This is a genomic window from Nocardia gipuzkoensis, from assembly GCF_021183645.1.
Lineage (GTDB): Bacteria > Actinomycetota > Actinomycetes > Mycobacteriales > Mycobacteriaceae > Nocardia > Nocardia abscessus.
On sequence record NZ_CP089225.1, the window covers coordinates 3,474,043 to 3,500,711 of the forward strand.

30 protein-coding genes are annotated in these 26,669 nt (G+C 67.7%); 12 read left to right on the top strand and 18 right to left on the bottom strand.

The annotated features are described in order from the left end of the window. Positions 1 to 105 precede the first annotated feature (105 nt). From LTT66_RS15580 to LTT66_RS15590, 3 genes are read left to right on the top strand one after another with little or no spacing between them, the layout of a single operon-like run. Positions 106 to 987: a helix-turn-helix domain-containing protein gene (locus LTT66_RS15580; protein WP_233068155.1), complete on the top strand. Its 882-nt coding sequence runs from the start codon at positions 106 to 108 to the stop codon at positions 985 to 987. Further along, positions 984 to 1,190 carry a DUF397 domain-containing protein gene (locus tag LTT66_RS15585; RefSeq protein WP_233068158.1) on the top strand — a complete coding sequence of 69 codons (207 nt, stop codon included), beginning with the start codon at positions 984 to 986 and terminating at the stop codon, positions 1,188 to 1,190. The genes LTT66_RS15580 and LTT66_RS15585 overlap by 4 nt, the downstream gene beginning before the upstream one ends. A gap of 43 nt (positions 1,191 to 1,233) precedes the next feature. Then, a complete protein-coding gene (locus tag LTT66_RS15590; protein ID WP_233068160.1) occupies positions 1,234 to 1,446 on the top strand; it encodes a DUF397 domain-containing protein in 213 nt (70 codons plus the stop codon). A gap of 96 nt (positions 1,447 to 1,542) precedes the next feature. Here LTT66_RS15590 and LTT66_RS15595 read toward each other — a convergent pair whose 3' ends face one another. Continuing rightward, positions 1,543 to 1,914, bottom strand: a complete 372-nt coding sequence (locus LTT66_RS15595; RefSeq protein ID WP_233068162.1) for a VOC family protein — start codon at positions 1,912 to 1,914, stop codon at positions 1,543 to 1,545. A 103-nt stretch (positions 1,915 to 2,017) separates the two neighbouring features. Here LTT66_RS15595 and LTT66_RS15600 point away from each other — a divergent pair, with 103 nt between their 5' ends. Further along, the gene (locus LTT66_RS15600; RefSeq protein WP_233068164.1) at positions 2,018 to 2,494 is read left to right on the top strand and encodes a MarR family winged helix-turn-helix transcriptional regulator; all 477 of its coding nucleotides are present in this window, start codon (positions 2,018 to 2,020) and stop codon (positions 2,492 to 2,494) included. A gap of 204 nt (positions 2,495 to 2,698) precedes the next feature. On the opposite strand, the gene LTT66_RS15605 is transcribed toward LTT66_RS15600, so the two are convergent. From LTT66_RS15605 to LTT66_RS15645, 9 genes are all read right to left on the bottom strand, one after another. Next, positions 2,699 to 2,989, bottom strand: coding sequence for a hypothetical protein (locus LTT66_RS15605; protein WP_233068166.1), 291 nt, complete (start codon positions 2,987 to 2,989; stop codon positions 2,699 to 2,701). Positions 2,990 to 3,002: 13 nt separating this feature from the next. Then, a complete protein-coding gene (locus tag LTT66_RS15610) occupies positions 3,003 to 4,478 on the bottom strand; it encodes a hypothetical protein (protein WP_233068175.1) in 1,476 nt (491 codons plus the stop codon). Positions 4,479 to 4,484: 6 nt separating this feature from the next. Further along, positions 4,485 to 4,778, bottom strand: coding sequence for a WXG100 family type VII secretion target (locus LTT66_RS15615; protein ID WP_195150901.1), 294 nt, complete (start codon positions 4,776 to 4,778; stop codon positions 4,485 to 4,487). Further along, positions 4,775 to 5,098: a WXG100 family type VII secretion target gene (locus LTT66_RS15620; protein WP_195094740.1), complete on the bottom strand. Its 324-nt coding sequence runs from the start codon at positions 5,096 to 5,098 to the stop codon at positions 4,775 to 4,777. Before LTT66_RS15620 ends, LTT66_RS15615 begins: the two co-directional genes overlap by 4 nt. A gap of 296 nt (positions 5,099 to 5,394) precedes the next feature. Then, the gene (locus LTT66_RS15625) at positions 5,395 to 5,835 is read right to left on the bottom strand and encodes a YbhB/YbcL family Raf kinase inhibitor-like protein (RefSeq protein ID WP_233068178.1); all 441 of its coding nucleotides are present in this window, start codon (positions 5,833 to 5,835) and stop codon (positions 5,395 to 5,397) included. 370 nt (positions 5,836 to 6,205) lie between these two features. After that, a complete protein-coding gene (locus LTT66_RS15630; protein ID WP_233068186.1) occupies positions 6,206 to 7,300 on the bottom strand; it encodes an NAD(P)H-dependent flavin oxidoreductase in 1,095 nt (364 codons plus the stop codon). After that, positions 7,297 to 8,055, bottom strand: a complete 759-nt coding sequence (locus LTT66_RS15635; RefSeq protein WP_233068188.1) for a CoA-transferase subunit beta — start codon at positions 8,053 to 8,055, stop codon at positions 7,297 to 7,299. The genes LTT66_RS15630 and LTT66_RS15635 overlap by 4 nt, the downstream gene beginning before the upstream one ends. After that, the gene (locus LTT66_RS15640; protein ID WP_233068190.1) at positions 8,055 to 8,930 is read right to left on the bottom strand and encodes a CoA transferase subunit A; all 876 of its coding nucleotides are present in this window, start codon (positions 8,928 to 8,930) and stop codon (positions 8,055 to 8,057) included. The genes LTT66_RS15635 and LTT66_RS15640 overlap by 1 nt, the downstream gene beginning before the upstream one ends. 89 nt (positions 8,931 to 9,019) lie before the next feature. Continuing rightward, on the bottom strand, positions 9,020 to 9,784 hold the full coding sequence (locus LTT66_RS15645; RefSeq protein WP_043686286.1) for an enoyl-CoA hydratase family protein: 765 nt from the start codon (positions 9,782 to 9,784) through the stop codon (positions 9,020 to 9,022). A 64-nt stretch (positions 9,785 to 9,848) separates the two neighbouring features. On the opposite strand from LTT66_RS15645, the gene LTT66_RS15650 reads away from it, so the two are divergent. The 5 genes from LTT66_RS15650 (at position 9,849) to LTT66_RS15670 (ending at position 14,456) form a co-directional block, all read left to right on the top strand. Then, complete coding sequence (locus tag LTT66_RS15650) at positions 9,849 to 10,631, top strand: SDR family oxidoreductase (RefSeq protein ID WP_233068192.1); 783 nt, start codon at positions 9,849 to 9,851, stop codon at positions 10,629 to 10,631. 165 nt (positions 10,632 to 10,796) lie between these two features. Beyond that, positions 10,797 to 11,708 (top strand): SDR family oxidoreductase, encoded by a 912-nt coding sequence (locus LTT66_RS15655; protein ID WP_195066652.1) that lies wholly within the window; start codon positions 10,797 to 10,799, stop codon positions 11,706 to 11,708. Positions 11,709 to 11,843: 135 nt separating this feature from the next. Then, positions 11,844 to 12,923 carry a hypothetical protein gene (locus tag LTT66_RS15660; RefSeq protein ID WP_233068193.1) on the top strand — a complete coding sequence of 360 codons (1,080 nt, stop codon included), beginning with the start codon at positions 11,844 to 11,846 and terminating at the stop codon, positions 12,921 to 12,923. A 10-nt stretch (positions 12,924 to 12,933) separates the two neighbouring features. Continuing rightward, positions 12,934 to 13,449, top strand: a complete 516-nt coding sequence (locus tag LTT66_RS15665; RefSeq protein WP_233068195.1) for an ImmA/IrrE family metallo-endopeptidase — start codon at positions 12,934 to 12,936, stop codon at positions 13,447 to 13,449. Continuing rightward, a complete protein-coding gene (locus tag LTT66_RS15670; protein WP_233068197.1) occupies positions 13,446 to 14,456 on the top strand; it encodes a hypothetical protein in 1,011 nt (336 codons plus the stop codon). Before LTT66_RS15665 ends, LTT66_RS15670 begins: the two co-directional genes overlap by 4 nt. A gap of 289 nt (positions 14,457 to 14,745) precedes the next feature. Here LTT66_RS15670 and LTT66_RS15675 read toward each other — a convergent pair whose 3' ends face one another. Continuing rightward, positions 14,746 to 15,162: a helix-turn-helix domain-containing protein gene (locus LTT66_RS15675; RefSeq protein WP_011207048.1), complete on the bottom strand. Its 417-nt coding sequence runs from the start codon at positions 15,160 to 15,162 to the stop codon at positions 14,746 to 14,748. A gap of 359 nt (positions 15,163 to 15,521) precedes the next feature. Beyond that, on the bottom strand, positions 15,522 to 16,685 hold the full coding sequence (locus tag LTT66_RS15680; protein WP_233068199.1) for a steroid 3-ketoacyl-CoA thiolase: 1,164 nt from the start codon (positions 16,683 to 16,685) through the stop codon (positions 15,522 to 15,524). Positions 16,686 to 16,787: 102 nt separating this feature from the next. Between LTT66_RS15680 and LTT66_RS15685 the strand changes: the two genes are divergently transcribed. Beyond that, positions 16,788 to 18,089: a cytochrome P450 gene (locus LTT66_RS15685; RefSeq protein WP_233068202.1), complete on the top strand. Its 1,302-nt coding sequence runs from the start codon at positions 16,788 to 16,790 to the stop codon at positions 18,087 to 18,089. Between the two features lie 54 nt (positions 18,090 to 18,143). Here LTT66_RS15685 and LTT66_RS15690 read toward each other — a convergent pair whose 3' ends face one another. The 5 genes from LTT66_RS15690 to LTT66_RS15710 are packed head-to-tail and all read right to left on the bottom strand — an operon-like array spanning position 18,144 to position 22,621. After that, positions 18,144 to 18,563 (bottom strand): nuclear transport factor 2 family protein, encoded by a 420-nt coding sequence (locus tag LTT66_RS15690; protein ID WP_043686340.1) that lies wholly within the window; start codon positions 18,561 to 18,563, stop codon positions 18,144 to 18,146. Positions 18,564 to 18,591: 28 nt separating this feature from the next. Next, the gene (locus LTT66_RS15695) at positions 18,592 to 19,473 is read right to left on the bottom strand and encodes a TIGR03619 family F420-dependent LLM class oxidoreductase (RefSeq protein ID WP_043686390.1); all 882 of its coding nucleotides are present in this window, start codon (positions 19,471 to 19,473) and stop codon (positions 18,592 to 18,594) included. Positions 19,474 to 19,478: 5 nt separating this feature from the next. Beyond that, positions 19,479 to 20,660, bottom strand: coding sequence for a thiolase domain-containing protein (locus LTT66_RS15700; RefSeq protein ID WP_043686342.1), 1,182 nt, complete (start codon positions 20,658 to 20,660; stop codon positions 19,479 to 19,481). Then, a complete protein-coding gene (locus LTT66_RS15705) occupies positions 20,657 to 21,688 on the bottom strand; it encodes a thiolase domain-containing protein (RefSeq protein ID WP_233068204.1) in 1,032 nt (343 codons plus the stop codon). Before LTT66_RS15705 ends, LTT66_RS15700 begins: the two co-directional genes overlap by 4 nt. Positions 21,689 to 21,700: 12 nt before the next feature. Continuing rightward, positions 21,701 to 22,621, bottom strand: a complete 921-nt coding sequence (locus LTT66_RS15710) for a Zn-ribbon domain-containing OB-fold protein (RefSeq protein ID WP_195066841.1) — start codon at positions 22,619 to 22,621, stop codon at positions 21,701 to 21,703. Between the two features lie 160 nt (positions 22,622 to 22,781). On the opposite strand from LTT66_RS15710, the gene LTT66_RS15715 reads away from it, so the two are divergent. Together LTT66_RS15715 and LTT66_RS15720 are read left to right on the top strand one after the other, a co-directional pair. Continuing rightward, a complete protein-coding gene (locus LTT66_RS15715) occupies positions 22,782 to 23,819 on the top strand; it encodes an LLM class F420-dependent oxidoreductase (RefSeq protein WP_233068206.1) in 1,038 nt (345 codons plus the stop codon). An 82-nt stretch (positions 23,820 to 23,901) separates the two neighbouring features. Further along, the gene (locus LTT66_RS15720) at positions 23,902 to 25,440 is read left to right on the top strand and encodes an acyl-CoA synthetase (protein WP_233068208.1); all 1,539 of its coding nucleotides are present in this window, start codon (positions 23,902 to 23,904) and stop codon (positions 25,438 to 25,440) included. 162 nt (positions 25,441 to 25,602) lie between these two features. On the opposite strand, the gene LTT66_RS15725 is transcribed toward LTT66_RS15720, so the two are convergent. Then, positions 25,603 to 26,601, bottom strand: coding sequence for a sigma-70 family RNA polymerase sigma factor (locus LTT66_RS15725; RefSeq protein ID WP_195066661.1), 999 nt, complete (start codon positions 26,599 to 26,601; stop codon positions 25,603 to 25,605). Between the last annotated feature and the right edge of the window lie 68 nt (positions 26,602 to 26,669).

Genomic DNA, 26,669 nt, shown 5'->3' on the forward strand with positions numbered 1-26,669 from the left:
CTGGGTATCCCAGACGAACTCGGCCGAAGGTCCAGAGCAAATCCCGTGCCGGGTCGTAGCCGACACCCAGTACGGGTCGAAATCGCATGAGGAAGGGGACCTACTGTGACCGATACCGGCTCGACTCTGCCGAGGCGCCAACTGGGGCGCTATCTCCGGGAAGCGCGGACGGCGGTGAACATGTCACTCGAGCGGATGGCCTGCCTTACAGATCTGAGTTCATCTGGACTGCAACGACTCGAGACCGGGCAGGCGACGCGCCTGAAAGTGCGCGATCTACAGGCGATCTGCGAGGTACTGGACCTGTCCGAAGAAATGTCCGCCGCAATGGTCGGACTGCTGCGGCAGAGTGCCGAGCCGAATTGGTGGCACGAGTACGGAAATCTGATTCCGACGACCTTCGATGTATACGTAGGTCTGGAGACGGCGGCGCGGAAGTTGACGACGTATCAGCCGTCCCTGGTGCTCGGCCTGCTTCAGACCGCTGAGTATGCCGCCGCGCTGATCCAGGCCGGAACGCCTGCGGAAAGCAGTGATGAACTGAGGCGGCGCGTGGAATTACGGATGAAGCGCCAGACGATCGTCACTCGGAAGCGGCGGCCGATCGAGCTCGAGGTCGTGCTTCATGAGTGCGCGCTGCGAAGCGCTGTCGGTGGTGACCGTGTCATGGCACCACAACTTCACCATCTGGCGGAGATCGGGAAGATGCCCAACGTGACGATTCGAGTGCTGCCGTTTGCTGCCGGTGCTCCGATCGGTCACCCGGTGGGGCAGTACGCGATCCTGGAGTTCGGTGACGATTCCAAAGACAGGGCTGTCGAGCCACCGGTTGTGTACTTGGAGAACTTCACCGGTTGCCTGTATCTCGAAAAGGATGAGGACATTCAGCGGTACGCTTGGGTGCACGATTGTCTCCGGCGGGCCTCGTTGGACGAGGCTGCGAGTAGGAGCCTGCTGCGGCAGGTGGCGAAGGAGTTACAGGCATGACTGCTGACCTGTCCAAGGCAGATTGGTTCAAGAGCAGCCATAGTGCGACCCAGGCGGATTGTGTCGAGGTCGCATTCCTCGCGGACGGTCAGGTCGGCGTGCGAGACTCCAAGAACCCGAGCGGCCCAGCGCTTGTGTTCCAGCCGGGAGCCTGGGACGCGTTCACCGGGCACCTCGTCGCTGGTGACCTGCGGCGGCAATAGTCGTTGCATTCTGCTGTAAGTGTGCCGAGCTGAGGGGTTTGGTGTGGTAGCCAAAGTGTTGGGGGCTCAGTGGTTCAAAAGCAGCTACAGCGGCACCCATTCCGACTGCGTCGAAGTCGCTTTCCTGGACGGAGACCACGTCGGCGTGCGTGACTCCAAGAACCCGACCGGTCCCGCGCTCGTCTTCACCGCCGATGAGTGGGACGCGTTCACAGCGGGCTTACACGCTGGGAAGTTCAGGCGAGCAGACGCCTGAGTCGGTCACGCGTGAATGTGATTGATCAACGATGCCCCGGAACCCATACGGCTCCGGGGGCATCGGCTTCTGTCGAGAGTTGGCGCGGGGCTCAGCTCACGGCACCGCGGTGAACAGTTCATAGCTGTGCCCATTGGGGTCGCGCACATAGACTCCTCGACCTCCGCCGAGGCGATTGATCTTCCGGTCCCATCCGTACTCCGGGCCGGACCCGTAGTCGACGTCCGCCCATGCCGACAGGCGTTCCAACACCGCGTCGAAGGTTTCGTCATCGACCAAGAACGCGTAGTGACCGGGCTCGACCTGCCCGCGTTGATCGAAGTCGAAAGTCAGGTCTTCGTTGACCCGCACCGGCGCGAACGCCCCCGCCGGAGCCGCCACCTCCAGCCCGAGTAACTCGGCGAAGAAACTCGCCGCCACCTGTTCGTCGGCCGCAGGGACGATCGTGTGATTCAGGACGATGGACATGGTGCCCTCCGTTCATTTGTGTGTGATACGCACACAAATATATGTGCGCATCGCACGTAATGTCGAGCCATGTCCGCACCCGAGTGCTGGTAGGTTGGCGGCCGTGAACCGCTCCAGCGCCGACGTTCCCGAGATCGACGGCGGACCCGCGCTCTTTCGACTGGTCCGTTTCTGGTCCCGCCGCTGGATCAACCAAACGCTGACCGGCGTACCGGCGGAACCAGACCACGACATGCGCCAGGCTCAACACGTCCAAGTCGTCGAAGCCGTGGCGGCCACGCTGCGCACCGCCGAGGAAGCCACCGTCACCACCGTCGCCACCCAACTCGGCCTCGACCATTCCGGAGCCAGCCGCATGGTCCGCGACGCCGTCACATCCGGCTATCTCACCCGCACCGATTCCGCCCACGACCGCCGCCGCGTAGTCCTGAGCCTCACCGACGACGGCCACGACCTCCTCACCGCCTCCCACGACTGGCAACGCCGCTGCTTCGACCAACTCACCGCCACCTGGAGCCCCCGCGACCGCCGCCAATTCGCCACCTACCTGCAACGCCTGGCCGACGAGGCAACCATCTGAGTCCCGGCCATCACGGCGTAATCGAATGCCGGGACCGCAAATCCGGCTCGCGAGGAAATTTGATTCGTGCAGCACCGATCGCCGGCTTCTCAGGCGCGCGTTGAGTTGGTGGAAACACCTCCGCCATAGGCCGTCCCAGCACGGTGGCGCGGCCGGCATCGGGTCGGCCGGTGGCTGATCGCGGGAGGCTCGAGCGCACCCCGCCTACGAATGTTCCTGCTGGCGCTGCTCCCACTCCGCCTTTTTGCGCAACCATTCCGCTTCGCGCCGGTCGCGGGCCTCCTCGGTGTTCGATTGCCGATACCACTCGTCTTTCTCGGTACCGGCCAAGTCGTCTTTGAACCGCTCCGGCAGATCGTCCGGATGTACTTGCGGGGGTCGCGCATTGAATTCCGCAAAGGCTGCTTCGGCTGCGGCCCTCACTTCAGGCGGAATTTCATGCACCGGTACCCCGAACGTCTTTCCGATTGCCCTAAATTTTCCGTGCTGCTCCACAGTCTTCTCCTGTCTACTTCGGAACTACTTCGATCATTTCAATGATAGTTCGGCCGGTCGTCCAGTCGGTGGTGATGTTCGTCGGCTGGAAAGTGGTACCCGTCTTGAAAAGCACTTCCGGATTGCCGGGCGCGGAATATTGTGTGACGTCTTTACCGGTTTGCGAGAAGTATTGAAATTCTACATTTCCGTCTCGGACGTTGCCGCCATTCCTCAACGGTGACGTGCTGGTGAATGCATCCTCTGTGACACCTTCGTTTCTTCGCCACGCTGCGTAGTACTTGTTGAGGTCGGCAGGGTCCAAATCAGTTACGCGGGTGACCGGGCCTTGGTGGTTGGGCAGTTTGTCCAACGCGGAATTGAGTGTGTCGACATAGCGCTGCTGTTCCGGGGTGAGGGGCCGCCCGGCCCGCAATGGGATATTTGCGTACTGGTGACCCGAACCGGAGTAATCGGCGATCGCATCCACCTCGGCGCGAGAGAGGGAGGCAGGCCGCGTCGGCGTTGTCGCCTGCTGGCCCATCCGCTTGAGCCGCTGTAGCTCTTTTTCCTTCTGCGCCAGGCCGCCGAGCCGGTTGGCGCTGAACGGCTTGGCCTTCCGTGCGATCTTCCACCCGTCGACCAGCGCACGAATAGGTGCCGAGCATCGCGCGATGATCTGGGTGACCCGTGCGGCACCCAGCGCTGCGCCGAGACCAGCCGTAATCACCGACGCGGCCACCGCCAGCGCCAGCGTGATGCCGACTTCTGCGGCGATCTGCTTGCCGAGGTCCTGTAGCAGAACGATCAGCTTGTCCCGCAACTCTTTCAAATCTGCTTTATGGTCCAGGCACGCCGTGGAGAACTCGCCGAAAGCGGCAACAGCATCGTTCGCGGAATCCCGCAGAGTGTTCAAATTCTGGACGACGAGCGAGATTTCCGGGGCGGTGTTCTGATCGATTTCCTTCGCGATCTGATCGAGCGCATCCGAGAAACCGGACACGGCCGGATCGTCTTGGATCTGCTTCCACGCATCCGCTACGGCCTGCAACTTGTCGGTATCCCCATCCGGGACGGTGACACCGATCTTCTCGATGAGCTCGACCGAATCGGACACCAACCCATTTCCCGGGCCGCCCGCGCTGGGCAGTGGAACGCGGCACAGGTATACAGCAGGAGGGAATGCGGTGGGTTTCTCCGGACCGGAACCGCCCGCGTTGATGGTCGCCGTGAAATCGGCTACCGCGTAGTTGTAGCCCACGGTTTGGAGGACGGACGCGAAGTTTCCCGCCGCTTCGGCGATGAGCGTGGTCTGTCGCAGGAGCTCAGCGGCGCCGTTATCGTAGGCGTCGGCCCACTCCCGGGCCTCGGTATAGCTTCCCGCCATATTGGAGCAATTCGACAGCGCCCCGAAACGTCCGTCGATAGCGGAAAACCAGTTCGTCGCGGCTTCCTGCAATCTGGTCGCTGTCGAATAGTAGGTTTGTGGGTCCAGATCCATCACGGTCATGCGGGCTCAGCTCTCCAGCATCCGCATGTTGGTGTTGATCGCCTCGCTGTAGGCGGCATGAGCTGCTGCGGCAGCGGCACGCATCGCGGCGATGCCGTCGCGCACGTCGGCCGCACCTTCGGCCCAATCCCGGTGCGCCTCGGCATGTGCGGCCGCAGCGGCGCCGGTCCATGTGCGGTGCAGCGCGGTCACCCGCTGCTCCACCCCTGTGAATGTGTCCTCGGTGAATCCGGCCAATCCGCCGATGCGCGCGGTCACGGCGTCCAGGTGCGCCAGATCCACACCGAACGCCGCCGTCATGGCAACTCCAGTGAGGACGTGCTCGCAGCGCGGTCGACGTCGACCGACACCACGGCATCTACCGAGACGCCGAGTAGATCGCCCATGCCGTCCAGCGCTTCGAGGATGCGCACCGCACCGCGGCGCGCCTCATCCCATGCCGCGGAGTAGGCGTCGGCGGCTGGGCCGTGCCATGTCGCCATGAGCCCGGCCACCTCGGTGTCAGCCGAACGGATGCCGTTGATGAGCGTTCGCGCGGCCTGCTGGACATAGCGGCCCGCATCGGACACGTCGGCCGGGACAATCGCGAAATCGGTGTCGGCGCCTGCGGTGTCGGTCATGCAATCCCCTGTCTGCGTGATACGCCATGCGTTCTTGCATCAGCGATCTTGCCTTCTTGGACGCACCGACCTCCTTGTTGATTCCATTCGAGATGGCAGGGGTCGAGGCCGTAACGGCTCTCGATCGTACGATTACCGAGCTGTCCTGCGACGCACAGGGACAGCAGCATCGAGTTGCCGATAGCGGGTCAGAGTTTCTGCGCGTCAGCGGTTTCAGTACTTGATCGAAGCAATGCGCCACGTCCTACCGTGTCGAACGATCCGATCAGTCCGGCGCGGCGACCACTTCGGGACTTTCACTGGTCGGTCGTATAGGTGCCGATCAGCTGTCCGTCGCCGAGGCTCGCGTCGACTATCGCGGATCGCGCCTCGTCCGGTGGGGTGTCCGCATCCACCGGCACGGGGCGCGAGAGGGCGTACACGATGAAGCGGTAGTGGTGGACGCCGGTACCGGCGGGCGGGCACGGTCCGAAGTATTCGGCACGGTTCGCGCTGTTCAGGCTGACCAGCCCGCCCGCCGGTGTCTGCCCCTCGTCGGTGGACGTCGTGGTCGGCGGGATATTGCTGACCACCCAGTGGGTGAACAGGCCGCTGGGGGCGTCCGGGTCGTCCACGATCAGCGCTAGGCCGGCGGCTTGTGGGGGAGCTGTCCAGCTCAGCGGCGGTGGCTCGTTTCTGCCATTGCAGGTGTAGACCACCGGGATCGGGTCGCCATTGTTGAAAGCGGTACTACGCACGGAGATTTCGTTCGTCGCGGGCATCGCGGCCTCCGCTCGAGTGGAGGGGACAGTGATGGAGTCCGGCGATTCGCCTGTCTCGCCCCGAGGCGGGACGAACCGGCGCACGACGGCGACGGATACCAGGCGAACCCGGTATGTCGTTGTCAGTCCAGCGTAGGCCGCTGACCGCGGACCTCCAAGCCAGGTGGCAAACACGCCGTTATCGGCGGTCGCGGTCGAACGTAACGTCACCGGCCGGGTTGGATTCCGCCGGGTCGAAGCTCCGATCGCGGGGCACTGATTCCGGCGCGCGGTCGTCCCGATAGCAGGTGGTCGTTTCCGATAGCGATAACGGCGGCCACCGTCTGAACCGGAGGCCGCCGTTTCCTCATTCGGACTGCGCCGCCGCCGGGTGCGGATTACCGGCGAGCGCCGAGATCGTCTCGATCCGCGCCACCGCGTCGGTGACGATCCGCTCGATCAGCTCCTTGCACGTGGGCAAGTCATCGATGATGCCTGTGACCTGCCCCGCGGCGAGCACACCCGCCTCGGTGTTGCCCTCGACCAATCCGGCGCGCAGCAGCATCGGCGTGTTCGCGGCCATCACTACCTGGGACCAGCTGAGGTCCTTGGTCTTTCGCATGGCCAGGCCGTCGCGGACCATGGTGGACCACTTCATACCGGTCATGCTCTTGAACCGGGCCGCGTTGCCGACGGCGGCGGTGAGTCCCCGCCAGCGGCCGGAATGCTCCAGCCGCTGCACCAGTTCGGTGTTCAGCACGCGGTGCGGCATGCCGTCGACCTTGAGCGATACCACCGTGTCCTGGAGCTGTCGTTGCAGGTACTCCTGTTTGACGGCGTCGGGAACGGTGCTCTCCTGGGTGAGCAGGAACCGGGTGCCCATCGCCACGCCCGCCGCGCCGTACGCGAGGGCGGCGGCCAGGCCGCGTCCGTCGAAGAACCCGCCCGCCGCCACCACGGGAATGTCCACCGCGTCGAGCACGGAGGGCAGCAGGAGGGTGGTGGCCACCGGGCCGGTGTGCCCGCCGCCCTCGCCGCCCTGCACGATCACCGCGTCCGCGCCCCAGGACGCGACTTTGACCGCGTGCTTGGCCGCGCCGATGGACGGGATGACCACCACGCCCGCGTCTTTCAGCTTCGCGATCAGGTCCTGTTTGGGGGCCAGCGCGAACGACGCGACCGCTACCTTCTCCCGGATCAGCAGGTCGATCCGCTCCGGGGCGTCCGCGGCGTCGGCGCGGATGTTCACCCCGAACGGCTTCGCGGTGTGCGCTCTGGTCTTCGCGATGGCCGCCTCCAGCTCCGCGAAAGTCATGGTCGCCGAAGCGAGAATGCCGAGGCCGCCCGCCTCGGCGGTGGCCGATACCAGGCTAGGGCCCGCGACCCAGCCCATGCCGGTCTGCACGATCGGGTGCTCGACGCCGACCAGATCGGTCAGCGCGGTGCGCAGGCGTGGGCTCATGACGGGACCTCGGTTTCGCGAATCTTCTTGGGATCGAGCACCTCCCGGATCAGCCGCAGCTCCTCGGCGGTCGGCTGCCGAGTCTCGCCCGCCTCGGCGAGACCGGCGATCTCGAACGAGGTGTTCTCCGCGACCTCGCCGGCGGTGACGCCGGGGTGCAGGCTGCGGGCGCGCATGGTGTGGCCGGGACCTTCGAAATCGAAGACGCCCAGGTTGGTCACCACGCGGTGCAGGTGATGGAAGCGGTAGGCCGGGTCGGCCTGGTCGACCTTGTCGTATCCCACCCCGCAGACGATGTCGACCTTGTCGGTGAACACACGCTTCGTGTGCCGCGCGACCCAGTAACTGGTGGCGTGGTTGATGGTATTGCCCGGAGCGCCGCGCGAACCGAACATCTGACGGGTCGGCTGCCGCAATGAGCCGAAGGCCGAGAGGTTCTGGTTGCCGAACCGGTCGATCTGGTTGGCCCCCATCACCACGTGCCGCCGACCGGAGGCCACCACGTCGAAGACTTTCCGGAACGGAATCCACCCTTCGATCGGCGCTTTGCCGCCCAGTGGGGGAGTCTCGGCGAGCAGCAACGCCTCGCCGTCGGACAGCAGCAGGTCCGGTTCGGTGGTGAGCTTGGCCAGGCGCGCGCCGATGATCGACATCGGCGACATCGGGCTGGCCATGATCTCGCCCGCGCCGCTGAAGATCTCCGCGCAGGCGACCGCGCAGATCTCGGCGCGGGTGACGGTCTCGGTGGTGGTCATCACGCCTCCTCGGCGAATCGGCGTACGGCGGCCTGGTACTGCTCCTCGGAGCCGGCCAGGTAGGTGTCGACGAACTGCTGCCACGTTTCCGGCGTCTTCGCAGCTGCCACGTAGTGCTTCTGGAACTTCTCGTCCCGGCCGTAGTCGTCGCCGGCGAGGGTGAAGTGCGCGCCGTTGGGGGCCTCGACCACGCCGTCCACCATCATGCGGTTGAGCAGCAGCGCTTGCAGTGGCACGGTTTTCACCAGTTCGTCCGTCTCCACCACCCGCTCTACCGAGACGTAGCGGCGCTGTGCGGCAAGACAGAACAGGTCGTCGAAGTACGGGTCGACGCCGGTGTAGGCGGCATTGCCGTGCGCGTCGCCGAGATTGAGGTGCACCAGCGCCGCGTCGAGATGCAACGCGGGCATGGCGATCAGAGTCTCGGGCGTGCCGTCGACAGGGTAGGGCGATTCGATCGTCTTCAGCTCGCCCTCCCAGAAGTTCGGCACGTCGGAGCCGAGACCGGCGCGGATCGGCAGGAACGGCAGTCGCGCCGCGGCCGCCTCCAGCCCGCATTTGAGCATGCCCTCGTCCATCTCGCGGGCGGCCAGCGCGCCGGAGGTGCGTGCCGCGGCGAACCACGGGTCGTAGAACGGCGCCGAATCCAGCGACACGAATCCGTAGTACGCCTTGCGCACCTTGCCCGCCGAGCACAGCAGCCCGAGGTCGGGCCCGCCGTAGCTCACCACGGTCAAGTCCGTGAGGTCCGAACGCAGGATGGCCCGCACCAGCGCCATCGGCTTGCGCCGCGACCCCCACCCACCGATGCCGATGGTCATCCCGCTGCGCAGCTCGCCGACGACCTCGTCGAGCGACATCCGCTTGTCTCGCATGGGTATTTCCTCTCCTGGTTGTCGGCGCTCTCGGGGCCCTCCGTGGTCGCGCACGCTGCCGCCGCCGGGCCCGTCGATCGCGCCGCGTCTCACTGCCCGCTCTTGCGCGCCGCGAGGTCGTCGTCGAACCGGGCGCGGATCTCGTCGGCGACGCCGGCGAGGTTGAGTTCGAAGGTGAAACCCTGCTCGTACCGGTAGCTGCGGTGCACGTCCTGCACGTCGATGCCGTTCAGGGCCCGCTTGGCCGCCCGGATCACCCGGCCGTCCTTGGCCGCGATGTTCTTGGCCAGCTCCAACGCGGCGGCGTCCAGTTCGGCGCGCGGCACCACCTGATAGACCGAGCCGTAGTGGTGCAACTGCTGCGCGGTGATGGTGCTCGCGGTGTAGAACAGCGCGCGCATCAGGTGCTGGGGCACAAGCCGTGCGAGGTGCGTCGCCGCGCCGAGTGCGCCGCGGTCGACCTCGGGCAGCCCGAAGGTGGCGTCGTCGGAGGCGATCACGACATCCGCGTTGCCCACCAACCCGATACCGCCGCCGAGGCAGAAGCCTTGCACCACCGCGATCACCGGTACCTGGCAGTCGTACACCGCGGCGAACGCCTCGAAGCACCCGTGGTTGGCGTCGATCAGCGCCTGGTGGCCGGGCTTGCTCTGGATCTCCTTGATGTCCACACCCGCGTTGAACCCGCGGTTCTCCGCGCGCAGCACCACCACCTTGGTGTCCGGATCCCGGCCCGCCGCGCGCACTTCGTCGGCGATGGCGAACCAGCCGTCGGTGGGGATGGCGTTGACCGGCGGATAGTCGACGGTGACCACGCTGATGCCGGTCGATTCGGAGTGGCGGTTGATCCCCATGGCAAGTCCCATCGTGTGTACCAGCGCATTGGCAAAGCAAGCAGTTGCTTGGTAGGTTAGCACGGTGGCACTCGAAATCGATCTGGCCGGGCGCGTCGTTCTGGTGACGGGCGGTGTGCGCGGCGTCGGCGCGGGCGTGAGCAAGGCATTCCTGGCCGCGGGCGCGACCGTCGTGGCGTGCGCGCGGCGTCCGGCCGATGCGCCGGTCGAAGTCGACGGGCGCACGATCGACTACCTGCCCTGCGATGTGCGGGACGCGGACGCGGTGCACGCGCTGGTCGACACGATCACCGCGCGCCACGGCCGCCTCGACCATCTGGTCAACAACGCCGGTGGCGCTCCTTTCGCGCTCGCCGCCGAAGCGAGCAAGAACTTCCACACCAAGATCGTCGAGCTGAACCTGCTCGCTCCGCTGCTGACGGCGCAGGCCGCCAACGCGGTGATGCAGCGGCAGGATGAGGGCGGCTCGATCGTGAACGTCTCCAGCGTCAGCGGGCACCGCCCGTCGCCGGGGACCGCGGCCTACGGCGCGGCCAAGGCGGGCATGGACAGTCTCACCGGCTCGCTCGCCGTCGAGTGGGCCCCGAAAGTGCGGGTGAACTCACTGGTGGTCGGCCCGGTGGACACCGAGCTGAGCCAGTTGCACTACGGCGATCAGAACGGCGTCGACGCGGTGGGCCGGACCATTCCGCTCGGCCGCATGGCCCGCCCCGACGACGTCGGCCGCTGTGCGGTTTTCCTGGCTTCCCCGCTGGCCGCCTACGTCAGCGGCGCGACCCTGCTGGTGCACGGCGGCGGCGAGCGGCCCGCCTTCCTCGCCGCCTCCACTGCCGACCAGCAGTCCTGAACACGCCGGGGACGAAGAAGAACACAGGTGGGAGCGGTGGGGCGGAGCGTGAGCACGGAGAGCCCCGCTCGGATCGGAAAGGACACCGGGCAGGAGCGATCAGGCCCGGAGGCGGCAGCGGAGCGTGACCATGGAGGGCCCGCTCACATCGGAAAGGGACACAGTATGGACACCGAGCAGATCTGCGCCGGACGCGTCGTCATCGTCACCGGCGCGGGCCGGGGCATCGGCCGGGCGCACGCCCTCGCGTTCGCCGCGGCGGGCGCCCGCGTGGTGGTCAACGACATCGGTTCGACGCTGGACGGCGCGGCCACCGCGGAAACGCCTGCCGCGCAGGTGGTCGCGGAGATCGAGGCGCTCGGCGGCCAGGCCGTGGCCAACGGCGACGACGTCGCCGACTGGGACGGCGCTCGCAGGCTCGTCCGCCAGGCCGTCGACACCTTCGGCAGGTTGGACGTGCTGGTCAACAACGCCGGTTTCGTGCGCGACCGGATGCTGGTCAACCTGAGCGAGGACGAGTGGGACGCGGTGGTCCGCGTGCACTTGAAGGGCCACTTCGCCACCATGCGGCACGCGATCGAATATTGGCGTGCGGAGGCCAAGGCGGGCCGCCCCGTGGACGGCCGGATCATCAACACCAGCTCCGGCGCCGGTCTGCAGGGCAGCGTCGGTCAGGGCAATTACGGCGCCGCCAAGGCGGGCATCGCGGGCCTGACGCTGACCGCCGCCGCCGAGTTCGCCCGCTACGGCGTGACGGTGAACGCGATCGCCCCGTCCGCGCGCACCAGGATGACCGAGACGGTGTTCGCGGACATGATGGCCAAACCGGAGAACGGCTTCGACACGATGGCGCCGGAGAATGTGTCTCCGCTGGTCGTGTGGTTGGGCAGCGGCCAGTCGGCGGCGGTGACCGGGCGGGTGTTCGAGGTCGAGGGCGGCAAGGTGGCGCTGGCCGACGGTTGGCGGCACGGGGTGGCCGTCGATCGCGGCGCGCGCTGGGACCCGGCCGAGCTCGGCCCGGTGGTGGCCGATCTGATCGCCAAGGCGCCTGCGCCGGAGCCGGTGTACGGGGCCTGATTCGGCTTCACCCCTTTCGGGGCGTGTTCGCGGGCCGGGGTCTAGTATGGGCACCCATCCGTTTTGGAAAGTCCCGTGTGGGAGGGCGACCGGGCACAGAACTGCGCTTCGACTGATAAGGGGAAGGCTCGGCGCATGGCGGTAGTTCGCGCATTCCATGTGCTGGCAGCAGCCTGCGCTGTCGCGGGCTCGGCCCTGCTCGGCGGCGCGGCCTCCGCCGATGCGCGACCTCCCTGCCCCTCGTGCGTCGCCGACCCCGCTCCGCCGCCCTACGACAGCGGCGATGCCTGGTACCCGCTGGCGGTGCCAGGGCAGCGATCCGAGACCAGCGCGGATCCAGCCGACTCTGCCGACCCGGTCGCCGGAACCGGTTCGGCCGCCGCGGGTTCGGCGGCCGCCGGTTCTGCCGGGTTGGGTGTGGTGCTCGGTTCCGGTTCGGCAGGTCTCGGTGTGGTGCTCGGTTCTGGCTCGGCCGGTTTGGGTGTCGCGCTCGGTACCGGATCCGCGGCCGTCGGGTCGGCGGCCGCCGGTACCGGTTCGGCGGTCCTGGGTACCGGTTCGGCCGCGCTGGCGACCGGTTCGGCTGTCGTGGGTACCACCGGCTCTGCCGCGTTGGGAACCGGTTCCGCCGCGCTCGGCACCGGGTCAGCCGTCGTGGGCACCACCGGCTCCGCCGCGCTCGGTACCGGTTCGGCTGTCGTAGGCACCACCGGTTCCGCCGCGGTCGGCTCGGCCGGTATCGGTTCGGCGGCCGTTGGCTCCACCGCGACCGGTTCGGCCGCGACGGGTTCCGCCGCAGTGGGTTCGGCGGCCGTCGGTTCCGCGAGTCCCTTACTGCTGCTGTTGATTCCGCTCCCGCAGGCGACCGTTCCGCCCGCGCCCGCGCTGCCACCGTTGACCGTTCCACCGGTACCAGTCCCCACGGCGCCGTGGAGCTCGCCGATTCCGATCGACGCGCCGCTGATTCCGCCGTTCGCCGCACCCGCGCCCGATCTTGCCGCGCCCGCACCGGTGCGGGAGCAGCCCGCGTCCCCGGCGGTCCGCCCGGTGAGCAGCGCCGACCTTCTGCCCGCACCGCGGCTGCTGCCGGTGATCGGCGGATTGATCGCGCTCGCCCTCGCGGGCGTGGGGTCCGGCGCGATCAGCTTCCACAGCGCGGCGGCCGCGCAGGCCAGGATCGACGCTGCCCGTGCCCAGTTCTTCCCGAGGCCGTGAGGGGCCGCCGATGAGCGTGAGCCGGATTCGCGGTGACTTACGGTCCTACCGGCGGGTCGCCGCCGCCGTCGACGCGGTGTGCGCGGTGGCGGCCGACTTCGACGCGACCACCCTCGACGAAGTCGTTCGCGCGATCGCGGGCGAGCGGCGCCGCGAGATCGAGATCGCCAGTGCGCGGCTGGGTCCCGGCGTCTGCGGGCAGCGCTGGTTCTACCCCGACCGCGACGTGATCGTGCTGGCCGAGACGCTGCCGAGCCGCGAGCACACCCTCGCCCACGAACTGGGGCACATCGTCTTCGATCACGAGGGCGCGCCCGCGCCCGAGGTCACCTTGGCGGCGAGCGACGACCTGATCGCCTACATGCTCAGCCAGCGCGCGCACCAGCGGATCGTCGACGACGGCGCCGACGAACTCGCCGAATGGGAGGCCGAGACGTTCGCCGCCATGCTGATGACCCGGCTGCGCGTGTTCGACAACCGGGGCGCGGGCGTCTCGGTCCTGCGATTCGACGAGGCGCTCGGATGATCCTGTGGACGACGGCTCTGCTGGTCTGGATCGCCGCCGGCGCACGGGTGGGACGGGTTCTGGTCAAGCCCGCGACCACGGCCAGGGTGGCCATCGTCGTCGCGGTGGCCGCGGTGGCGCTCGCCGCCACCGTCGCCGTACCCGAGATCGCGGTCGCCGTGGACAATCTCGTTCCCGGCGGTGTGCACGCGGGCTGGCTGTCGGAGGGAGTGGTCACCGCGAGCTGGATCGCGTTCGCCGCGGCCACCTCGGTCGTCGCCGCCGCGGCTCGGCCCGTGGTGTCGCGGCATAACCTGCGGCAGATCGGTCTCGGCATCTACGGCATCGGCCTGTGCGCGATCGTGGTCACGCTGGCCTGGTCGTTCACCGTCGGCTGGCTGGTCGTGGCCGGGGGATGCGCGTTCGTCGTCGTGACCGGTTTGCGCAATCTGGACTGGACCGCACTCGGCCGTGGCATCGCGCTCTACACGGCCGGAACCGGGTTGGTCGCGGTGCTGGCCGTGTGGCAGGTCTGCCGCGCGTTCGGGCACGCGCCCCGCGTCGCGCCCGGCGACCCGGCCTGGGCCTGGCCCGTCTGGGGGATCGCGAGCCTGCTCATCGCGCTCGGCGCGGTGTGGATCGTGGTGGAACTCTGGGCGCGGGCACGGGTGCTGATGCGGCGGATCCGCCCGCTGCACCGGGTCATGGTGGGGCGCTTCCCCGAAGTGGTCGCGCACGAACAAACCGGATTCTCCACGCAGCTCGCGGCTTCCGACCAGGTGGCGCAGATCATCGACGCACTGTACCTGCAGTCCGGCGGGGGGCTCGTGCTGGCGGAACTCGCAGCGCCGCCCGCCTCGGTGCCGGAACGGGCCGATCGGGTCGCGCGGTGGGCGCGCGATCCCGCGGGGGAGTTCGCGGTGGACGCCCGATGGATTGCTCCGCCGGAAGGCATTAGTCCTCGGGGATGGGTTCAGGCCATCGCGCGGGCGTATCGGGCCACCGCGTCCGTGGCCGCGCGAAATTGATCGACTTCGCGCGAATACGATCAATCCGACGCAATAGCGCTACTGATCGGACTTTTCGGACAGACCGGTTGGACCGGGAATCTCGTTCGGCGCGAACGTAGACCGCTCTATCGCGCCGAAAGCGGTTATGCGGGCATGTGATCCGGACCACAGCGAAGGCCGGAGCGCGTACGTGCCCGTAATTCTCGGGCACGCCGCGCGCCGGTTGTGTGCTGCACGCACATTTGCATGTGCATAACACAGCACAGTGCGACCCACTGGGTCGCACTGTGCTGCCGTGCAGGAGAACCTATTCGGTGCCGTCCGGAGGAATTTCGGGCAAGCCTTCGCTGGCCCGCAACTTCTCCGCCATGGACGTGAGCAGGTTCTGTGATTCTTCGGACAAGTCGAACGCTCTACTCGACAGCCGCCGCAGTCCGTAGCCCTGCAGCTGGGACAGCAGCTCCAGATCGTGATCGATCTTGGCGGCATAGATGTCGTTGAAGAAGTAGTCCGGCTTGACCTTGAAGAACTTCGCCAGGGCGGCCACCGTCTCATCCGACGGGTTCGTCCGTTGTCCCGACCGCAACTGCGACAGGTACGGTTTCGAGATCGGATGTCCGGAGGCCGTCAGCGCCGCCGCAACCTCCGCGTTGGTGTGCGGCTTACGCCCCGGGGGATGCACGGTTTCGAACAGCTTGTTCAGCCGCGCCGCGAAATCAGCCATTGTGAGCCGCCCAATTCCCTTCGCTGTACTAACAGTCGTTATCTCGGATACGTATCATTGATATTAGCGGCTCAGTAACTGAAAACCTACGCCTGATTCCGGATTTCCTTGAAGCTTCTAGGTCGGATGGCGGCGAAGGCACTGGGACGGTCGCGTTTGCGGGTCACGCCAAGGCCTCTCGAGAAGCCGCAGTACGAACCGGTTCTGGCCCGTCGCTGCGGTCTCGACGCAAGGGGTCTTGATAGCCGCAAGATAGCTGACGTCTCATGGACTCGACGGTACATGAGTTTGTGTGGCGTACGACACGTTTGTGCCCCTAGGGGATGAACGTTCAACCAACGCGCACGAAATGGTTGAAGTCACAAACGTTCGATGATCGTTCCTGTCGCGAGTGCGCCACCGGCGCACATGAGAACCATTGCGGTGGCGCGGTCGGAGCGTTCGAGCTCGTGCAAAGCCGTTGTGATGAGGCGTGATCCGGTGGAGCCGACCGGATGCCCGAGGGCGATGGCGCCGCCGTTGACATTAACCCGGTCCATGTCCGGCCGATGGACCGAGGCCCAGGACAGCGCGACCGACGCGAACGCCTCGTTGATCTCGAACAGGTCGATGTCCCCGATGCTCATGCCGGACCGCTCCAGCAGCCTGGTGCACGCCTGCACCGGGCCGTCGAGGTGGAACTCGGGCTCGGCGCCGACCACCGCCTGGGTGACGATCCGCGCCCGCGGCCGCAAACCGGCCCGCTGGGCGGCCTTTTCGTCCATCAGCAGTACCGCGGCGGCGCCGTCGGAGATCTGCGAGGACGAGCCCGCCGTGTGCACGCCGCCTTCCAGTACCGGCTTCAGCTTCGCCAGGCCCTCGACGGTGGTCTCGCGCAGTCCCTGATCCCGGGACACGTCGAGCTTTTCGCCGGTGGGATTGCCCTCTTTGTCTACCGCGGGAGCGGTGACGGTGAGCACCTCGCGATCGAATCGGCCTTCCGCCCATGCCTGCCCCGCCAGGCGCTGCGAGCGCGCGCCGAACGCGTCCACGTCCGCGCGAGTGATGCCGCGCCGCTTGGCGATTCGCTCCGCCGCCTCGAACTGGTTGGGCAGGTCGATGTCCCACGACGCGGGCCTGCGCGGTCCGGCGTTCGCACCGACGTTGGCGCCCAAGGGAACCCGGCTCATCGCCTCCACGCCGCAGGCCATGCCGATCTCGATGGCGTCGGCCGCGATCAGGCCCGCGATCAGATGGTTGGCCTGCTGGGCCGAGCCGCACTGCGTGTCGATCGTGGTGGCGCCGACCTGCCACGGCAGACCCGCGTGCAGCCATGCGACCCGGGTGACGTTGTTGGACTGTTCGCCCGCCTGGGTGACGCAGCCGCCGATGACCTGTTCGACCTGCGCGGGGTCCAGGTGCGCGCGCTCGAGCAGTCCGCGCTGCGCCGCGCCGAGCAGTTCGGCCGCGTGCAGGCCGGCCAGCCAGCCGCCGCGCTTGCCGATCGGGGTCCGTGCGGCCTCGACGATCACAGGTGTGCCCATGTCCAACCTCTCGTTATGGGACAGAAAACTGAAACGCGTTCATAGCGCTCGCCAGGCGCGGATCTGTCCGGTTTCTTTCCTCATACTCGCGCCTGTGCTTCAATGATTATAGAACGTGTTTCAGTTTGTCGAAGGAGACATCTGGTGGTAGACACTCGGAATGCCCGGCCGAATCTCCCGGACGGGTTCGACGTGACGGACCCGGACATCTACGCCGAGCGTGTTCCGGTCGAAGAGTTCGCCGAACTGCGCAGGACGGCGCCGATCTGGTGGAACCCGCAGTCGCCGGACGTCAGCGGCTTCCACGACGACGGCTTCTGGGTGGTCAGTAAGCACGCCGACGTCAAGGAGGTCTCCCGGCGCAGCGATGTGTTCTCCAGTTTCGAGAACACCGCCATCCCGCGGTTCAACGACGACATCGCCCGCGAACAGATCGAGCTGCAGCGGATCGTCCTGCTGAACATGGACGCCCCCGAGCACACCAAGCTGCGCAAGATCATCTCCCGCGGCTTCACCCCCCGGGCCATCAACGGCCTGCGCGCGGAGCTGTCGGCACGCGCGGAATCGATCGTCAAAGCGGCGGCCGAAGCCGGCTCCGGGGACTTCGTCACCCAGATCGCCTGTGAACTGCCGCTGCAGGCCATCGCCGAGCTGATCGGCGTCCCGCAGGAAGACCGGATGAAGGTCTTCAGCTGGTCCAACGACATGACCGGCTACGACGACCCGGAGAGCACCGCCGACCCGGTCGCGGCGTCGGCGGAGATCCTGGGCTACGCCTACCAGATGGCGGCCTCGCGCAAGCAGTGCCCGGCCGACGACATCGTGACCACGCTGATCGAGGCCGACGTCGACGGTGACAAGCTCACCGAGGAGGAGTTCGGCTTCTTCGTGATCATGCTCGCCGTCGCGGGCAACGAGACCACCCGCAACGCCATCTCGCACGGCATGATCGCGTTTCTGGAGAATCCGGACCAGTGGGAGCTGTTCAAAAAGGAACGCCCCGCCACGGCCGCCGACGAGATCATCCGGTGGGCCACCCCGGTCACCTCGTTCCAGCGGACCGCGCTGGAGGACACCGAACTCGGTGGCGTGCAGATCAAGAAGGGCCAGCGGGTGGTGATGCTCTACCGCGCGGCCAACTTCGACGAGGACGTCTTCGACCAGCCGGAGAAGTTCGACATCATGCGCAAGGACAACCCGCACCTGGCCTTCGGCGGCACCGGCGCGCACTTCTGCATCGGGGCGAACCTGGCCCGGCTGGAGATCGACCTGATCTTCAACGCGATCGCCGATCACCTGCCCGACATCACCAAGATCGCCGACGCGAAGCGGCTGCGTTCGGGCTGGCTGAACGGGATCAAGGAGTTCCCGGTCGACTACAAGACCTGCCCGGTCGCGCACTGAGACACGAAAGGGGCCCTCGCACCGTGCGAGGGCCCCTTTCGTGTGCCCGCTACCTCAGTCGACCGGTCGCGCGGTCTTCATGGCGCGATCGACCTCCCAGAACGCGCGCAGCGCGGCGATCTTGCCCGCGTCGTCCACCCGGTAGGTGAACACCCCGTCGGCATCGATCCGGTGACCGCCGATGGTGCTGCGGATCGTGCCGGTGAAGGCGACCTCGTTGCCGCACGCGAACGAGTCGCCGAACAGGAACTCGATCAGGTCGGTCTTCGCGATCGCTTTGTCCCAGAACGCGGCGATGGCCTCCGTGCCGCGGTGGCCCTTGCCCTCCGGATCGAAGCCCGAAGGGCCGATGGGGTCCTCCACGATGCCGTCTTCGGCGAACAGCGCGACCCAGGCCTGCTTGTCGCGTGCTCGCACGGCGGCCTGCGAGGCCAGGCCCGCGGCCCTGGCCGGATGCTCGGTGGTGGTGGTCATATGGCCTCCCTCGGCCAGTGCGTGGGCCTCATGCGGCGACTATGGGTTCGGCGATGTACTGCTGGGCGAACTTGCGCAGCGAATCCTGTTTGGCGGCGAGTTCGCCGTCGAAACCGATGCCATCGGCCAGCCAGGGCACCACGATCGCGTCGGTGACGCCCGCGTCCACGAGGTCCTGATAGCCGGACCGGCCGAACCGGTCGACGCACACCGCCTGGATCTCGAACGGCTCGTCGGCGCGGCCGTACTCGGCGCGCAGCGCGTCGAGCTTGCCGATGGTGCGTCGCAGTTCGTCGTAGGTCATCATGGCCGAGGTCCAGCCGTCGCCCACCCGTGCGGCGCGGCGCAGCGCCGCGTCGGTGTGCCCTCCGATGTAGAACGGCACCGGCGCACTCGGCGCCGGGCTGATCTGCAGCGGATCGAAGTCGAAGAACTCGCCGTGGTACTCGACCATGCCGCCGGCCAGCACCAGCTTGATGACCTCGATCATCTCGTCCACCCGAGCGCCGCGGCGCGCGAACGGCACGCCGCACCACTCGAATTCCTCCGGCGCCCAGCCGATCCCGACGCCGAAACCGAAGCGGTTGCCGGACAGGTTGGCCACCGAGCCGACCTGCCGGGCCAGCAGCAGCGGATTGCGCGAACCCAGCTTCAGCACGTTGGTGTAGAAGCGGATGCGGCTGGTGACGGCCGCCATCGCGGTCGCGCCGATGAGCGGGTCGACCCACGGGGTGTCCGGTCCCCAGAACCGGCTGCCGTCGGCGGTGTAGGGGTACTTCGCCGAGGCCGACTTCATGTAGAACAGCGAGTCCGGCAGTGCGATGGACGAAAAGCCGCACTCCTCGGCGGTTTTCGCGAGCTCGGACAGCTGGTCCAGGGGACTCAGCGCGATGCCGACGGTGAACTTCAGCGCGGTCACCGCCGCTCCGATCCGACCACCCACATCGAGAAGTACTGCGAACCACCGCCGTACGCGTGCCCGAGCGCTTTGCGCGCGCCCTCGACCTGATAGTCCCCGGCGCGCTGCATGACCTGCTTGGCGGCTTCGGCGAACCGGATGAGCCCGGACGCGCCGATCGGGTTGGACGACAGCACGCCGCCGGACGGATTGACCGGAAGGGTGCCGCCGATCTCGGTCTCGCCCTTGTCGGTGAGCTTCCAGCCGTCACCCTGCGGCGTGAAGCCGAGGTTCTCCAGCCACATCGGCTCGAACCAGGAGAACGGGACGTAGATCTCGGCCACGTCGATCTCCTCGAGCGGGTTGGTGATGCCCGCCGCCTCCCACAGCGCCGCGGCGGCGTCCCGGCCTGCCTGCGGATTGACCTGGTCGCGTCCGGCGTACGTGGTCGGCTCGGTGCGCATCGCGGTGGCGTGCACCCAGGCGACCTTACGGCCGGTGGCCTCCACCTCGGCCGCGGCGTCCGCGTCGCCGAGCACGATCGCGCACGCGCCGTCGGAGGAGGGGCAGGTCTCGTCGAAGCGGATCGGGTCCCACAGCATCTGGGAGGCCAGCACCGATTCCAGGGTGATGTCGGGCTGCTTCAGGTGGGCCAGCGGGTTCTTGGCGCCGTTGCGGCGGTCCTTCGCCGCGACCATGGCGCCGATGTGGCCCGGTGCGTTGGAGCGGCGGATGTAGGAGCGCACGTGCGGCGCGAAGTACCCGCCCGCGCCCGCGCCGACCGGCATGGTGAACGGCACCGGAATCGACAGCGCCCACATGGCGTTGGACTCCGACTGCTTCTCCCAGGCCACCGCGAGCACGCGCTTGTGCACACCCGCCTGCACCAGGTTGGTCGCCACGATGCCGGTGGACCCGCCGACCGAACCGGCGGTGTGCACGCGCAACAGCGGCTTTCCCGTGGCGCCCAGAGCGTCCGCCATGAACAACTCGGGCATCATGACGCCCTCGAACAGATCGGGCGCCTTGCCGACCACGACCGCATCGATGTCGGCGATGGTGAGACCGGCGTCGGCGAGGGCGCGGTCGATCGCCTCACGGCACATGCCGGCCATGGACACGTCGGTTCGTTTCGTCACGTGATGGGTTTGTCCGGTGCCGAGCACCGCGGCAGGGAAGCCCCCAGCTGTAGTCGTCATCGGGTCTCCAAAACGGTCACGAGGTTCTGCTGCAGGGCGGGGCCGCTGGTGGCGTGGGCCAGCGCACGATTCGCCGAGCCCGCGATGATCGCCTCGGCCGCGAAGCCGATGCGCTCCAGGCCTGCGGCGAACATCGGGTTGGCCGCGAGCGCGCCGCCGGACGGATTCAGCGTCGTGCCGTTCTTCAGCCCGATCGCCTCGGCCAGGATCAACTGCTGATGACTGAACGGGGCGTGCAACTCGGCGATGTCGAAGCCGCTGACATCGCCGCCGGTGACGGCCTGGGCGGCGGCCGCCGTCGAGGGTGAGACGCTCAGGTCGCGCGCGCCGAGCACCGGAGTGTCGACCCGGTGCGCCATGCCGGTGATCCAGGCGGGACGCTCGCACAGTTCGCGGGCTCGGTCGCCCACGGCGAGCACGATCGCGGCCGCGCCGTCGGTGATCGGCGCGATATCGTGCGCGCGCAGCGGATCGGCGACATACGGCTGGTCGAGCAGGCTGTCCACGTCACCGGAGTCGCTCGCCGCCACGGCCGCCATGTCCCGCTCGGTCCAGCGGCCCGCGTCCAGGCCGGCGCGCGCCTGCAAGCCCGCGATGGACCAGGCGTCCGGCCACAGCGGCGCGACCAGGTACGGGTCCAGCTGCATGGTGAGCACCTGGCGCAGCGTGCTCGCGGAGGACTTGCCGAAGCCGTAGACCAGCGCCGTCGTCGCCTGTCCCGAGCGCAGTTTCACCCACGCCTCGTACAGTGCCCACGCCGCGTCCATCTCCACGTGCGACTCGTTGATCGGCGGCACCGCGCCGATGGCGTCGATCGCCGAGATGAACGAGAACGCGCGTCCGGCAAGGTAATCGGACGAGCCCGAGCACCAGAAGTCGATATCGGCCTTGGTGATGCCGAGTCGGTCGTAGAGCTGCTGGAAGCAGGGCACCAGCATCTCGACACCATTGGTGGTGCCGAAGGTCTCCGGCACGTGCGGTGCGTGGGCGAAACCCACGACCGCGATGTCGGTGGCGTTGTCAGTCAACGTGCGCCTCTCTCAGAGGTGATGGGAGTAGGTCTCGTATTCGGCGTCCGGCTCGCCGCTGGGGCGGAAGTGGTCCACGTTCTCCAGGCCGTAGCCCCACTCCTCGCGCGGTTTCCACACCGCCTCCACCCGCATGCCCATGCGCACCTCGCTCGCCTCGCACCCGAGCACCAGGTGCAGCACCGGGATGTCGGCGCCGTCCAGCAGTACGTACGCCGCGACGTACGGCGGCTTGATCCGCTGCCCGAGGAACGGCACGTTGACGATGCAGAAGGTGGTCACCGTGCCGCGGTCGGGCAGCTCGATGAACTCGTCGGTCGGCCTGCCGTCGGTCGGGTTCGCGCCGCGCGGCGGGAAGTACACCTTGCCCGCGGCGTCGGTGCGCGCGCCGATCAGCTTGCCCTCGGCGAGTCCGCGCAGGTAGACGGTTTCCTGCGGGGACGCGGTGTGCTTGTAGGACAAATCGACCGGCGTGGTGATCACGGCCACCGGGTCGGCGGACGCGGCCTGGACCGGCGCGGCGGAGTTCTCGCCCGGCTCGAAGCAGACGATGTCGCGAATGCTGCCCTCGGTCTGCTCGGCCCACCGTGCGGTCACCCGCAAGCCGGTGCTGATGTCCTCGGGCGCGGCGACGTCGACCGCGTGCAGCAGCGTGGTGTCCGCGCCGTCCAGCCGGATCAGCGCCCAGGCGAACGGGCGGTCGAACGGCTGGCCGGGCAGCGGCTCGCGCACCCAGGTCCACGATTCGACGGTGCCGGTGTCGGCGACGTCGACGAATTCGGTCAGCGGTTCGGCGGTGATCGGGTCGTATTCCGGCGGGGGCACGATCACCCGGCCGTCCGAGCCGCGCGCGCCGACGATTTTGTGGTCGCGCAACTGGGTCAGAAAATTCCCGATGGTGGATCCGACGGAGCGGGTGTAATCGAAACGCATCCGTAGGGGCGCGCTGAGTACATCGGGCACGGCGGCTGTGTTCAATGCCGTGCCGCTACCACCAGCGATTGCCGTGGATGCAGTATTCCCCTGAGTCACGATATCGAGTAGAACAGGTTCTAACTCTGGTGGCAAGCAGTTGATCGGAAAGGGGTCCGGCGTGAAGTTCGGATTGCAACTCGGGTACTGGATGGCCCAACCGCCCGCGAACGCGGGGGAGCTGGTGGCGGCGGCCGAGGAAGCCGGGTTCGACGCCGTGTTCGCCGCCGAGTCCTGGGGGTCGGACGCCTTCGGCCCGCTCACCTGGTGGGGCTCGTCCACGCGGCGGGTACGCCTCGGCACGTCGGTGGTGCAGATGTCGGCGCGCACGCCCGCCGCCACCGCCATGCACGCGCTGACCCTCGATCACCTCAGCGGCGGACGCGCCATCCTCGGCCTGGGCGTCTCGGGTCCACAGGTGGTGGAGGGCTGGTACGGCCAGCCGTTCGCCAAGCCCTTGCAACGCACCCGCGAGTACGTGGGGATCGTCCGCCGAGTGCTGGCCCGCCAGGCGCCGGTCACCAATGACGGCCCGCACTATCCGCTGCCGTACACCGGGCCGGGCTCGACCGGCCTGGGTAAGCCACTGAAGCCGATCGTGCATCCGCTACGTGCGGATTTGCCGATCTGGCTGGGTGCCGAGGGTCCGAAGAACGTCGCGCTCACCGCCGAGATCGCCGACGGCTGGCTGGCCATCTACTACGCGCCCCGGCTGGCCGGGATGTACAACGACTGGCTCGACGAGGGCTTCGCGCGGGCGGGGGCGCGGCGCGGCAGGGACGATTTCGAGATCGCCGCGAGTTGCCAGGTGGTGATCACCGACGATCCGGCGAGCGAGCTGGAGCGGATGCGCTGGATCATGGCGCTCTACATCGGCGGCATGGGGGCGCCCGAGCTGAACTTCCACGCCCAGGTGTACCGGCGAATGGGGTACGACCGCGAGGTCGACGAGATCGGCCGGCTGTTCCAGTCGGGCAAGAAGGCCGAGGCGGCGGCGGTGGTGCCGGACGAGCTGATTCTGGACACCGCGATCATCGGCGACGAGGAGCACGTCCGCAAGCAACTGCGGGTGTGGGAGGCCGCGGGCGTCACGATGATGCTGGTGTCGGTTCCCGATGTCGCGCAATTGCATCGGCTCGCCCCCCTTGTCGAACAGTAGAACACGTTCTAGATTCAATGGGGTGACTGCCTCACCCGCCCCGTCGGCTCCGCCTCCTCACCAGCCCCCAACGCAGGAGTCAGTGAAAATTCTCGGTCTGTGGAACATCGCCGAAGCCGAACCCGATCGGATCGCGATGGTCGATCCCTGGGGCCGGGAGGTGACGTATCGCGAATTGGCCACGCTCGCCGATCGTTACGCCACCGGCCTGCGCGGGCTGGGCCTGAAAACCGGTGACGTGCTGGTCAGCATGGTGCACAACTGCGTGGAGGCGATCGCGGCCTATTTCGCCGCCTACCAGTCCGGGTTGTACATCGTCGCGGTGAACTGGCACCTCACCGGCCCGGAGGTGGCCTACATCCTGGCCGACAGCGAGGCCAAGGCGTTCATCGCCAGCGATCGTTTCGCCGCCGCCGCGAAAGCCGCCGCCGACGAGGCGGGGCTGCCCGCGACGGCGCGCTTCGCGGTGGGCGAGATCGAGGGCTTCAAGTCGCTGGCCTGGCTCGGCGCGGCGGACACCGGACGCCCGTCCGACCGCAGCACGGGCGCGCCGATGCTGTACACGTCGGGGACGACCGGACGGCCCAAGGGTGTCCGCCGTCCGCTGACCGGAGCCGACCCCGATGTCGTTCCGCCGCATACCACCGCGTTCTTCGGCCTGTTCGAACTCGCGCCCTACGACGACCATGTGCACATCTGCGGCTCGCCGCTGTATCACACCGCGGTGCTGAACTTCGCCACCATCTCGATCCAACTGGGCCACAAGCTCGTTCTGATGGATCGCTGGGACGCCGAGGACATGCTCCGGCTGATCGACAAGCACCGGGTGACGCACAGCCACATGGTGCCCACGCAGTTCCACCGCCTGCTCGCGCTGCCGGAGGAGGTGCGCGCCAAGTACGACGTGTCCTCGCTGCGCAGCATGGTGCACGGCGCCGCGCCCTGCCCGCAGGAGACCAAGCGGCAGATGCTGGAGTGGTGGGGGCCGACGGTCACCGAGTACTACGCGGCCACCGAGGGCGGCGGCACGGTGATCAACGGCTCCGAATGGTTGCGCAAGCCGGGCTCGGTCGGCAAGGCGTGGCCGTGGTCGGTGATCAAGGTGCTCAGCGAGGAAGACGGCTCCGAGGTCCCGGCGGGTGAGACCGGTCTGGTCTACATGCGCATGGGCGCTTCGAGTTTCGAGTACCACCACGACAAGGCGAAGACCGAGGACTCGCGTGTCGGCGACCTGTTCACCGTCGGCGACATCGGGCACCTCGATGAGGACGGTTATCTCTACCTGCACGACCGGCGCTCGGACCTGATCCTGTCCGGCGGCGTGAACATCTACCCGGCGGAGGTCGAGAACGTTCTGATCACCCACCCGAAGGTCGCCGACGTGGCGGTTTTCGGTATCCCGCACCCGGATTGGGGCCAGGAGGTGAAGGCGGTCGTGCAGCCCGCCGAAGGGGCGGCCACCGGCGACGCGCTCACCGAGGAGCTTCTCGCCTTCGCCGCCACGCAATTGGCGAAGTACAAGATGCCCAAGTCGATCGACTATCTCCCCGAACTGCCGCGCGACCCCAACGGCAAGCTCTACAAGCGCAAGCTCCGTGAGCGGTACATCCCCGCGTCCTGACACGCGCCGCCGGACGGCCTCGGGCGAGAGCCTGCCCGGGTCCGGCGGAGGCCCGGCGGTCGAGTAGCCGGCCCGCTGGGGCTGCGGTTCGGCTACTCGACGACGCCGAAAGCGAATGCGCCCTTCGTGATCACTGCGAAGGGCGCATTCGCGCGCTCAGGGTCAGACGCTCTCGCGCAGTTCGGGCGCGAGGCCGAACAGCGGGAACAGCTTCTCGGTGTCGAGGAAGAAGTTCAGCCCGGCGATGGTGCCGCCGTCGAGTTCCAGCACCGTGATCGACCACGGCACCCACACGCCCGGCTCGTCGCCCGGCTTGTAGTGGCCGAAGGCGGGCAGGCCGTTGGCGCCCTCCAAGCGGACCATTCGCGAATCGCGGCAAGCGCTTCCGTGCCCGAGCATGAACGCGGCCACGTTCTCCGGGCCGGAGATCCACAGCTCGATCGGCGGCATGGATAGCGCCACATCTGTTTTCAGCAAGGTGGTGAGCGTGTCCATGTCGTAGGCCTCGAACGCCTTGACGAAGTCGTCCACCAGTCGGCGCTGGTCCTCGTCGGCCTCGTCGTAGGTGTCGGTGGCCGCGGGCTGCACCTTGGACATGGTGGCGCGCGCCCGTTGCAGCGCGCTGTTGACCGACGCGGGCGACATGGTGAGCGCCTCGGCGGTCTCGTTGGCGGAGAAGCGCAATACCTCGCGCATGATCAGGATCGCGCGCTGGGTGGCGGGCAGATGCTGGCAAGCGGCGACGAACGCCAGGCGCAGCGTGTCCTTGGTGCTGGCGTGCTCGGCCGGATCGGCGCCGAAAGCCAGCGCGTTCGGGATGGGCTCGATCCAGACGTAGTCCGGCTGCGGCGCGGGCAGCGGCGAATCCGGCCGCGACGGACCGGACAGATCCATCGGCCGGGCCCGGCGCTGCGGGCCGTCGAGCATGTCCAGGCAGACGTTCGTGGTGATCTTGTACAGCCAGGAGCGCAGGCTGGCGCGGCCCTCGAACGAGTCATAGGACTTCCACGCCCGGGTATAGGTCTCCTGCACGGCGTCTTCCGCTTCGAAGGAGGAGCCGAGCATGCGGTAGGCGTACGCGCACAGTTCCCTGCGATGGGTCTCGAACGCCGCGAGCACATCGGGAGCGAGGCCGGTAGGGGAGCCGGACGAGTCGTTCATGGGAGTCACCCTGCCACAGGCCACCGACACAAAACAGGCCCTCGAACTCGAGGGCCGCGCTGATCAAG